Annotated in this window: 2 protein-coding genes and 2 pseudogenes; 2 read left to right on the top strand and 2 right to left on the bottom strand. The window is 70.2% G+C overall.

Features of this window, described 5'->3' with window-relative positions:
• Nucleotides 1-79: 79 nt before the first annotated feature.
• A pseudogene (locus O3Q52_RS51265) lies at nucleotides 80-484 on the bottom strand (ATP-binding protein); the annotation flags it as partial.
• A 247-nt stretch (nucleotides 485-731) separates the two neighbouring features.
• Between O3Q52_RS51265 and O3Q52_RS51260 the strand changes: the two are divergent.
• Nucleotides 732-1952, top strand: a complete 1221-nt coding sequence (locus O3Q52_RS51260; RefSeq protein WP_269655271.1) for a transposase — start codon at nucleotides 732-734, stop codon at nucleotides 1950-1952.
• 182 nt (nucleotides 1953-2134) lie between these two features.
• Here O3Q52_RS51260 and O3Q52_RS51255 read toward each other — a convergent pair whose 3' ends face one another.
• Nucleotides 2135-2641, bottom strand: coding sequence for a dual specificity protein phosphatase family protein (locus O3Q52_RS51255; protein WP_269655270.1), 507 nt, complete (start codon nucleotides 2639-2641; stop codon nucleotides 2135-2137).
• A gap of 90 nt (nucleotides 2642-2731) precedes the next feature.
• On the opposite strand from O3Q52_RS51255, the pseudogene O3Q52_RS51250 reads away from it, so the two are divergent.
• A pseudogene (locus O3Q52_RS51250) lies at nucleotides 2732-3050 on the top strand (NERD domain-containing protein); the annotation flags it as partial.

Raw genomic sequence — 3050 nt, 5'->3', positions numbered from 1 at the left:
TGCCGTCGTTGCCCTTGGTGCCGACGCGGGCGCCGTCGCCGCTGTAGTCCATGTCGAGCGTCACGCCGATCACCGGGGCGACGAGGTACGCCGGAAAGCCGTCACCGTGGTCCCGCACGGTGACGAGGTGCCCGTCGACCGTCAGCGACACCGGCGCCCGCCCGTGCTTGTGCGCGTTGGCGACGAGATTGCCCAACACCCGCTCCAGACGCCGCCGGTCGGTCTCCACGACCGCGTCCCGTACGACCCGGACCTCGGTGTCCGAGCCGGACGCCCGGACCACCCGCTCGGCCACTTCCGTGAGCCGCACCGCTTCCACGTCCAGCCGCTCGCTGCGCGTGTCGAGCCGGGAGATCTCCAACAGGTCCTCGGTGAGCGTGCGCAGCGCGGCGACCCGGTCGCGGACCAGCTCGGCCGCCGCGTGCGCGAGGTGACGGAAGCCCGCGGGGCGGTTGGGGATCACCTGTTTTCTTGCGAGGAGGCCCTGGCGTTCAGGCCGGGGAGAAAACGCATCCGGGTGTCGCGACGCGGAGCGTCGCCGTATCCGGTCAGGACGCGGAGCGCCCTTACCGCTGTCGGCATCGCCGAGAGGATGCGAACGCGTGTGCCTGTGATCGCTGGTGGGGGTGGCGGGTGGGGGATCGGGGCGCGTTTGTGCGGCTGTCGTACGTATGGTCCTGCGGAGGGTTAGGGATGGAACGGTGTCCCGGCCGGGGCCGTGAGGGGGCGAGATGGTGCAGGTGGGGGTGGCTGCGGAGGCCGGGCAGGCCCGTTACACGTACCGGCTGCGTGTGCCGTCGACCGCCCGTACCGCGCTGGTGGCGGAGTGGGACCGATGCAGGTGGCTGTGGAACGAATGCGTCGCCAAGTCCAGGGCCGTACACCTGCACAACAAGTCCACCGGGGAGAAACAGACGTGCGGCCCGGCGCAGCTCGACAGGATGCTGACCGAAGCCCGCGCCCGTGCGCCGTGGCTGCGTGAGGGCTCGTCGGTCGTCCAGCAGCAGGTCATCCGCGACTTCGGCCGCTCACGTGGCAAGGCGCACAAGGACATCCGCGAGCACCTGCCCATGCCGCGCCGGGCCCAGATGCCAAAGTGGAAGACCAAACGCGAGGCGCTGCCGACCCTCAACTACACCAAGCGCGGGTTCCGCTTGAAGGACGGCCGCCTGCACCTGGCCGGGGGCATCTCCGTGGCGGTGGTGTGGTCGCGGGAACTGCTGGCCGAACCGTCCTCGGTACGCCTGTACCAGGACAGCCTCGGGCACTGGTACTGCTCGTTCGTCGTCCCCGTCCAGGTCCAGCCCCTGCCGGAGACCGGCCGCGTACTCGGTGTCGACTGGGGTGTGAAGGAGACCGCGACCACCACGTCCGACGCGCACGACCTCCCCCATGCCGAGCACGGCAGGAAGGCGAAGGCGAAGCTGACCCGGTACGACCGGATGATGGCCCGCCGCAAGCCGAAGAAGGGCAAGCCCGGATCGAAGGGCTACCGCGAGGCGCGGAAACTGCGGGCGAAGGCGCACAAGAAGGTCGCCAGACAGCGTCAGGACACAGGCCGCAAGTGGGCCAAGAAGGCCGTCCGCGACCACGACGCCATCGCGATCGAGGACTTCCGCCCGAAGTTCCTCGCCAAGAGCACGATGGCCCGCAAGGCCGCTGACGCCGCCATCGGCGCCACCGAAGCCGCTCTGGTCGAGATGGGCCGCAAGCACGGGCGGGACATCCGCCTCGTACACCCCGCGCACACCACCATGGACTGCGCGCACTGCGATGCGAGAGCCAAGCACGCACTGCCGCTGGGTGAGCGCACCTACACCTGCACCGCATGCGGAAACGTGTCCCCACGGGACAAGAACTCCGCACGCGTCATGCTCGTCCGGGCTGGTCTCAACCCGGCTGGTGCCGAGGGCGCAAGACCTCCTGGAGCGCTGCTCCAGGAGGCAGCCTGAGCCAGGAATCCCCTCCCCCTCCAGGGAGGGGAGGATTCAATGCGCTCCTGCGTCAGGGCCGCTCGCCCGGTGCGAGACCGGCGTGGACCGGGGTGGTGCGGCGGTCGCCGGTCATGGCCGATTACCGCCGCCCGTACACCCTATTAGTACGGAAGTCCTTTTTGTTCACCGGTCGGGTCAGGCTACTCGGCGAGCTCTTCGAGGAACCGGACCGTGTCGAGCCCGGTGTGCAGGTACTCCACGAACAACTCGTTGTGCAGCGCCCACGGGGAACGGCGTGAGCGGATCAGACGGATGGCATCCTCGGCGGTGCTGCCCGCGCGGATCAGGGCGTGGGCGACGACCAGGCCCGAGCGGTTGTAGCCGTGGTAGCAGCGGACCAGGACGCGCCGGCCGGCGTCCCGCGCCTCGTCCGCGGTCCGCGCGAGCCGCATCACACCGGCCAGCTGGGTACCGTCCAGCGGTCCGTCGGGGATCGGCCACACATGGTGTTCCACGCCCGGGTCGGGGCCGTGGCCGGGTAGTCGAAGCAGGGTCAGTACCAGGTCGAACTCGTCTCGTACGACGGCGAACTCCGGTTGTCCCGACCGGCCCGTGTACTCGTGCCCGCCCATCCACAGGCCGGGCACGATCTCGCTCCACGGGCTGTCCGGGGCCGGCGCATTGGATTGCTTCCCGCGATCCCGCAACGGCGCCTCCCCCTCCACTGTCCCCAAAGGTAACCGGCTTCTTGCCCCTGGAGCACCCCGCCTGTTCCCATGGTCGTGGGGTGATGGTGCATGAGCGGACTGCGCGTCATACCGACCTGGCGCCACGGCCAGGAGCGGCTTTACGTCTGTCACACGGACGGCAGGAACGTCGCCTGGTACGACAGGGAGGCGGCCAGGGTCAACCTGCTCAGCGAGGAGCGGCGCGAGGACGTGCTCGACGTGCTCGGGCCGTTCCTGACCGGCGAGGTGACGGTGGGGCCGCCGCCCGTGCCCACGCCCGCGGAACTCGCGCGGCTGTCCCTCCACCCGGACGACGACCTCGCGCCGAACCGGCCCGGCGAGGCACTCCAGATCGCCCTCGACCGCGAACCGGCCGCCCCGCGCCGGA

The sequence above is a fragment of the Streptomyces sp. ActVer genome, from assembly GCF_027270795.1.
GTDB classification, from domain to species: Bacteria; Actinomycetota; Actinomycetes; order Streptomycetales; family Streptomycetaceae; genus Streptomyces; species Streptomyces umbrinus_A.
Note: the sequence above shows the minus strand (reverse complement) of the source record. Positions and strands in the feature narration are given on the sequence as shown.